The organism is Stenotrophomonas sp. STEN008 (assembly GCF_056760435.1).
Genome location: NZ_JBRRET010000030.1, coordinates 41,400 through 47,829 on the forward strand (window position 1 = coordinate 41,400; position 6,430 = coordinate 47,829).

Annotated in this window: 6 protein-coding genes; 4 read left to right on the forward strand and 2 right to left on the reverse strand. The window is 69.2% G+C overall.

Features of this window, described 5'->3' with window-relative positions; translation table 11 throughout:
* Nucleotides 1–33 precede the first annotated feature (33 nt).
* Nucleotides 34–1,512 (reverse strand): leucyl aminopeptidase, encoded by a 1,479-nt coding sequence (locus ACVOME_RS13950; RefSeq protein ID WP_053516946.1) that lies wholly within the window; start codon nucleotides 1,510–1,512, stop codon nucleotides 34–36.
* Between the two features lie 104 nt (nucleotides 1,513–1,616).
* Here ACVOME_RS13950 and lptF point away from each other — a divergent pair, with 104 nt between their 5' ends.
* Nucleotides 1,617–2,699, forward strand: a complete 1,083-nt coding sequence (gene lptF / locus ACVOME_RS13955) for an LPS export ABC transporter permease LptF (protein ID WP_053516945.1) — start codon at nucleotides 1,617–1,619, stop codon at nucleotides 2,697–2,699.
* Nucleotides 2,696–3,802, forward strand: a complete 1,107-nt coding sequence (gene lptG, locus ACVOME_RS13960; protein ID WP_053516943.1) for an LPS export ABC transporter permease LptG — start codon at nucleotides 2,696–2,698, stop codon at nucleotides 3,800–3,802. Before lptF ends, lptG begins: the two co-directional genes overlap by 4 nt.
* A gap of 41 nt (nucleotides 3,803–3,843) precedes the next feature.
* Here the strand turns inward: lptG and ACVOME_RS13965 are convergent, their stop codons facing one another.
* Entirely contained in the window at nucleotides 3,844–4,335 is a 492-nt protein-coding gene (locus ACVOME_RS13965; RefSeq protein WP_065175339.1) for an RDD family protein, read from the reverse strand.
* 56 nt (nucleotides 4,336–4,391) lie between these two features.
* Between ACVOME_RS13965 and xerD the strand changes: the two genes are divergently transcribed.
* Both xerD and ACVOME_RS13975 read left to right on the forward strand, forming a co-directional pair.
* Nucleotides 4,392–5,369 (forward strand): site-specific tyrosine recombinase XerD, encoded by a 978-nt coding sequence (xerD, locus tag ACVOME_RS13970; protein ID WP_053516940.1) that lies wholly within the window; start codon nucleotides 4,392–4,394, stop codon nucleotides 5,367–5,369.
* A 101-nt stretch (nucleotides 5,370–5,470) separates the two neighbouring features.
* Nucleotides 5,471–6,262, forward strand: a complete 792-nt coding sequence (locus ACVOME_RS13975) for a DsbC family protein (protein ID WP_481505195.1) — start codon at nucleotides 5,471–5,473, stop codon at nucleotides 6,260–6,262.
* The last annotated feature ends 168 nt before the right edge of the window (nucleotides 6,263–6,430 follow it).

The window sequence follows — 6,430 nt, forward strand, 5'->3', positions numbered from 1 at the left end:
GCCGGCGGTGCCCGGCCAGGGTCTGGTACAGCATCAGGCGCGGGCGGCCTGGTCCAGCAGCCACTGGCTCAGCAGGCCGACCGGGCGGCCGGTGGCCATGCCACGCTTGCCCTCGTCGCTGGCGACGCCGGCGATGTCCAGGTGAGCCCAGCGCTGGCCTTCGGCGAAGCGCGACAGGAAGCAGCCGGCGGTGATGGCGCCGGCCCAGCGGCCGCCGATGTTGTAGACGTCGGCGAAGGTCGAATCCAGCATCGGCTGGTACTCATCCCACAGCGGCAGGCGCCAGGCGCGGTCGAACACGTGCTCGCCGGCGGCCAGCAGCTCGTTGGCCAGGTCGTCGTGCTTGCTCATCAGGCCCGCGGTCTGGTGGCCGAGGGCGACCATGCAGGCGCCGGTCAGGGTGGCGACGTCGACCAGCGCGGCCGGCTCGAAGCGCTGCGCGTAGGTCAGCGCATCGCACAGGATCAGGCGGCCTTCGGCGTCGGTGTTGCCGACTTCGATGGTCTTGCCCGACATCGAGGTGATGACGTCGGACGGGCGGTAGGCGTTGCCGTCGATGGCGTTCTCCACGGCCGGCACCACCACCACCAGGTTCAACGGCAGCCTGGCCTTGACCGCAGCGACGAAGGTGCCGATGACGTTGGCGCCGCCGCACATGTCGTACTTCATTTCCTCGATGCCGCCCTGGGTCTTCAGATTGACGCCACCGGTATCGAAGGTGATGCCCTTGCCGACCAGCACATAGGGCTTGGCATCGCCGGCACCGGTCCACTTCAGCACGACCAGGCGCGGGCGATTGGCCGAACCACGGGCCACGGCCAGCAGCGAGCCCATGCCCAGGGCTTCCATCTGGGTCTCGTCGAGGATCTCGGCCTCGGCGCCGTCATGCTCGCTGGCGAACTTCACGCCGACTTCGGCCAGGTAGGCCGGGGTGCAGTAGTTCGGCGGCAGGTTGCCCAGCTCGCGGGCGAACTCGACACCGGCAGCGATGGCCTGGCCTTGGGCCAGGGCCTGCGCGTCGTCACCGGCGATGGCCAGCTGGGCCAGCCCGGCATCATCGGCCTTCTTCTTGCCCAGCGTGGCGGTGTAGCGGTACGCCGCGTGATCGGCGGCGATCACTGCCTGGCGGATCGCCCAAGCCGCATCGCGCTCCTTCACAGCCACTTCAGACAGGGTGAACAGCGCGCTGCGGGTGGCGCCTGCCTTCAGCGCGCGAACGGCGTCGCCTACGGCCTTCAGGTACTGCGGCACGCCGAAGCGGGCGGCTTCACCCAGCCCGACCACCAGCACGCGCGGCGCTGCCACGCCCGGCAGGTCGTGCAGCAGGCTGGTGGCACCGGTCTTGCCGGACAGGTCGCCGCGCTGGGCGAGGGCCGACAGGCGGCCGCCGCTGGCGGCATCCAGCGCCTGTGCGGCCGGAGTCAGGGTATGGTCGGCGTATGCGCCGACCACCAGGCAGTCAACGGGGGCGGCGGCCGGGGCGAGGTGGTTCAGGGTGAATTCGAGAGCCATTGAGCAGATTCCATTGGCAAGTCCGTACAATCGCGGACCGTTTACGCCCAGACGCTAGACTGGGCGGCACCGCGAACGAACCCCAGAGTTTAAACCACCGCCCCATGTTGAAGCTCGACCGCTACCTGCTGGGCGATTTCGTCCAGAGTTTCCTGGCCACCCTGATCGTCCTGCTGGTGGTCAGCGTGGGCGGCGTGCTGGTGGACATCCTCGGCAACATCGCCGACGGGCGCCTGCCGGCCAGGCTGCTGTTCTCGCAGCTGGCGCTGCAGTTCATCGTCTACATGCCGCTGATCCTGCCGCTGGCGTTGATGCTGGGCCTGCTGCTGGCGATCGCCCGCCTCTACCGCGACTCGGAAATGGCGGTGATCACCGCCATCGGCGTAGGCCCCAGGCGCCTGCTGCGGCCGCTGCTGATGCTGGTGGTGCCGGTGGTGGCGGTGGTGGGCGCCTGTTCGCTGTGGCTGGGGCCGTGGGCCTCACGCACCGCCGAGCAGATGATCCAGGACGCCAACCGCAGCGTACTGATGGCCGGCCTGGAACCCGGGCGCTTCACCCCGCTGCCCAACGGCGGCGTGGTCTACCTGTCCTCGATTTCGCCCGATGGCACCCAACTGGGCAAGGTGTTCCTGCAGCGTGCCAAGGACGACCGGCTGGAAGTGGTCTCTGCCGCCAGCGGCCGCATGTACTTCGAGGGCGAGCGGCAGCGCTTCCTGGAACTGGACAAGGGCCACCAGGTCGAGGGTCCGCTGGCCGGTGCGCTGGATTACCGGCTGGCCACCTTCGCCCGCAACGATGTGGCCCTGCCTGACGGTGCGCAGACCCGCAAGGATGACGATCCGGAACTGATGTCGACCCTGCAGCTGCTGGGCGACGGCCGCACCCAGGCCCAGGCCGAACTGCATCGCCGGCTGGCCCCGCCGCTGATCGCCCTGGCGTTCGCCCTGCTGACCGTGCCGCTAGGGCGCAGCTCGCCGCGCCAGCAGCGCTACGGGCGCATGATGCTGGCCCTGCTGGCCTACATGGTCGGCACCAACCTGACGTTCATCGGCGCCGGCTGGATCGCCAGTGGCAAGCTGCCGGCGATGCTGGGCCTGTGGTGGCTGACCCTGCCACTGCTGGCGTTCGCGGTCTGGATGTATGCGCGTGATGGACGCATGAGCCTGCCCAAGGGGGCCCGCGCATGATGCTGCGACCGATGCGGTTCGATTTCTACCTCGGGCGGGCGGTGTTCGGCACCGTGCTGTTGACCTGGGCGGTGCTGACCGGCCTGGACGTGGTGATGGCCTTCTCCGGCGAGTTCAAGGACATTGGCAAGAACGGCTACACCCTGGGACACGCCGCGGCGTGGGTGCTGTATACGGTGCCACGCCGCGCCTACACCTTCTTCCCGACTGCGGCGGTGATCGGCGCGCTGATGGGGCTGGGCCAGCTGGCGGCGACCTCCGAACTGACCGCGCTGCGTGCGCTGGGCCTGTCCCGCAAACGCCTGAGCGTGTCGGTGGCGATTGCCCTGTCGCTGCTGACCGCAGTGATGGTGTTCAGCGCCGAGACGCTGGGCCCGTGGGGGCAGAACCGTGCCGATTCGCTGAAGATGAGTGCCAAATGGGGCCAGGACATGGCCGTGGCCCGTTATTCCGGCATGTGGGCACGCGAGGGCGATACCTTCCTCAACGCGCAGAGCGGTGAGGAACAGCTGGTCGGCAACACGGGAACGCGATTGATCCTGCGTGACGTCCGCCTGTACCGGATCGCCGAAGACGGGCGGATCGCATCCCTGACCCACGCCGCCACTGCCGAACATGACAAGGACGGCTGGGTATTGACCGGCGTGCGCCGCGATACCTTCGGCGAGCGCTCGGCAACGCGCGAGGAAGTGGCGCGCGAGCCCTGGAATTCCAAGCTGGACGCGGCGGCACTGGCGACCGGTATCGCCAAGCCGCGCAACCTGAGCGTGTCCGAACTGAGCACGAGCATCGCCTATCGCGAGCGCAACGGCCTGGATGCGCGTGACTTCGAGGATGTGTACTGGAGCCGCTGGTTCTATCCGGTGAACGTACTGGCGCTGTGCCTGGCCGCCGTGCCGTTCGCGTTTGGTTCGCTGCGCAGTGGTGGCATGGGCAAGCGCCTGTTCCTCGGCATCCTGTTCGCGTTGGGCTTCTGGCTGCTGCAGCTGTTCTTCGGGCGCATGGCCGGCGCACTGAAGTTTGATTACCGCATCGCCTACGCGCTGCCGCCGATCGTGATGCTGGTGGTGTCAGGCCTGCTGTTCCGGCGGAAATCGGGCTGATTCCGGCAACGCCGGGCCATGCCCGGCGCCAGCAGGACACTTCAGCGCTTGGGCATCCGCACCAGACGCGTGCCACTGGCACGGTCGTGCCACGCCAAGCGTTGGCGATCCAGCAGGGCCCACCAGAAGCCCAGCCCGCCCAGCAGCAGCGACAGCGTTGCCACGGCGAACCGCAGCCACAGCTGCGCGCGCCGCAGCGCGGTGCCGTCGGCCGACACCAGTTTCAGCCGCCACGGCCGCATGCCAAGGGTCTGCCCACCCCGGCGCCAGCTGGCGGTTGCATAGGCCCCGGTTACGACCCAGCACACCGCCCACAACAGCCATTGCCAGGCACTGAAGGGCGCGATGTTCTCGCGCTGTGCATGGCCACTGAAGGTGTAGGCCAGGGTGAACGCCGTGCCGGCCAGCATCCACAGCGCGAGCACGGGCAGCGCGTCGTAGACCATCGCCAGCACGCGCCACGGCAGCAGCGCACGGGGGCGCTGCGCCTCGGGCGTGGCAGTGGAAGACACGTCGGTGGCAGGGCTGGACATGCGCCGAGCATACGCAAAGCTGGCCGCGTCCGCAGTCACCCTCGTATCCTCCACGCATGGCCGTCATTTCCACCCCCGCCGAGCGCCGTCAGCTGGTCCAGCAACTGCCTGCACTGCGTGCCGACGACAGCATGCGCATCCAGCGCTTCCTTGATGCCATCTGGGCGGAGAACGGTCTGGCCAGGGCCACCCTGGACAGCTACCGTCGCGATCTGGAAGGGTTGGCACGCTGGCTGGACGGCCGCGAAGGGGGCCTGGCCGGCGTCGAACGCGCCGGGTTGTTCGACTACCTGGCCTGGCGCACGCGCCATGGCTGGTCGCCACGCAGCAATGCGCGCCTGCTGTCGGCGCTGCGTGCGTTCTTCGCCGATGGCGTGCGTCGCGGCGAGCGCAGCGAGGACCCCGGCGCTCTGCTGGATCCGCCGAAGCTGCCACGCCTGCTGCCCAAGGCGCTGGCCGAAAGCCAGATCGATGCGTTGCTGGCCGCGCCGGATGTCGGCAGTCCGCTGGGGCTGCGCGATCGGGCCATGCTGGAGCTCATGTACGCCGCGGGCCTGCGCGTGAGCGAACTGGTACTGCTGCCGGCAACGGCGGTGAACCTGCGGCAGGGCGTGCTGCGGGTGACCGGCAAGGGCAGCAAGGAGCGGCTGGTGCCGCTGGGCGAGGAGTCACAGCACTGGCTGGAGCGTTACCTGCAGCATTCGCGGCCGCAGCTGGTGGGAAAGGGCAGGGTGCAGGCACTCGCCGATGGGCAGACGCCGCTGTTCATCGAGCCCCGGCTGCACGCGCTCACGCGGCAGGCGTTCTGGCATCTGGTCAAGCGCCACGCGCAGGTCGCCGGCATCGATCCGGCCCGCATCAGCCCGCATGGCCTGCGGCACAGCTTCGCCACCCATCTGCTCAACCGTGGCGCGGACCTGCGCGCGCTGCAGATGCTGCTTGGCCACAGCTCGCTGTCGACCACCCAGATCTACACGCTGGTGGCGCGTGAACACCTGCAGAAGCTGCACGCCCGCCACCATCCCCGTGGTTGAGCGACCTGGATGAACCCCGTCCGGCTTCCGTCAGCGGGCCACGGCGCCGCCCCGGGCGGCTGTGTCAGAATCGGTGGTCCTCTTCTGCTGCGGAATGCTCCATGCTCCGATTCGCCATCGCCGCCGTGTTCGGCGCGCTCAGCCTGACGGCCTGCGCCCAGCCGGCTCCGCCGGCCCCTGCGGCCAAGGCGTCTGCCGCCGCCTCCCCCCGGGCCACCCCGGCTGCCCATGGTCCGGCAGAGCAGGCAGTGCGCGCCGCGCTGACCGCGCTCAACCCCGGTTTCGAAGTGGATTACATCGGCGCCGCGCCCTTCCCCGGTTTCCGCGAGGTGGTGGTCTCCGGTCAGCTGCTGTATGTCTCCGACGACGGCCGCTACCTGTTCCAGTCGCAGCCTTATGACACCCGGGCCAAGGGGCCGGCCAACAGCGAGGGCCTGCTCGGTTACCGTCGCGCGCTGCTGGGCAAGGCCAACCACGGCGACCGCATCGTGTTCGCCGCGCCCAACGCCAAGTACACGGTCAGCGTGTTCACCGACATCGAGTGCGGCTATTGCCGCAAGCTGCACCAGGACATCGCCGAACTCAACCGCAACGGCATCAGCGTCGAGTACCTGGCCTTCCCGCGCATGGGGCTGGGCAGCAAGGATTACACCGACATGATTTCGGTCTGGTGCGCAGCCGATCGCCGCCAGGCGCTGACCAATGCCAAGCGCGGTGGAACCGTGCCGGCGAAGAACTGCACCAATCCGGTGGCGATGCAGTACGCGCTCGGCCAGCAGCTGGGGGTGAACGGCACGCCGGCGATCTTCGCGCCCGATGGCACCCAGCTGGGCGGCTACCTGCCGCCGGCGCAGCTGCGTGCGGCGCTGGAGAAACTGTCGGCCCAGCACTGACCGGGATATCGCCGGGGGGGGGGCGGGGGGGGCCCCCCGCCCCCCCGGGGGGGGGGGGCGGCGCGCCGGGGGGGGGGGGGGAGCCCCCCCACCCCCCCCCCCCCCCCCCCCCCCGCGCCCCCCACAGGGCCCGCCAGAAAAAAAAAAAAAAAAAAAAAATAAAAAAAT